General features: G+C 67.0%; 1 protein-coding gene. It reads right to left on the bottom strand.

Features of this window, described 5'->3' with window-relative positions:
- Positions 1-215, bottom strand: a 215-nt coding sequence (locus tag LPA41_RS43695) for a transposase (RefSeq protein WP_374238283.1), incomplete at its 3' end; no start/stop codon positions are given.
- Positions 216-464: the final 249 nt, after the last annotated feature.

Raw genomic sequence — 464 nt, 5'->3', positions numbered from 1 at the left:
AAGGCGTGTTCGAGGGTGGTTTTGCGTATGCCGTGGTAGCGGGCGTGGCGGGTGTCGGTGGTTTTGACGGATTGGGCGATGGTGGCTTCGATGCCGGCGCGGTGGGCGTAGGTGGCTTGCCATTGTTGGTGGTTTGTTGGGTGCGGGCGTTGTCGAGGGCTTGTTGGATGGGTTGAGGGCGGATGGTGAGGTAGCGGCGGCTGGCGGTGGTGCAGCGGGTTTTGGCGGGGCAGGGGCGGCAGACGGTGGTGTGAAGGCGATCGAGATGATGTCGGTGTCGCCCCGGCGGCCGGGGATCCAGGTGGAGGTGGTGTGGCCTTGCGGGCAGGTCGCCTGGTGCTGGTCGTAGTCGATGGTGAACGCGGTGCGGTCGTAGCCGCCGGGGGTGGTGGCTTGGGTGCGGGTGTCGGCCAGGACCGGGGTGATCAGGGTGATCCCGAAGGTGGTGTGGCTGGAGACCAGCA

Source organism: Actinoplanes sp. DH11 (assembly GCF_020873875.1).
Lineage (GTDB): Bacteria > Actinomycetota > Actinomycetes > Mycobacteriales > Micromonosporaceae > Actinoplanes.
This window is presented reverse-complemented; position numbering and strand designations above follow the sequence as displayed.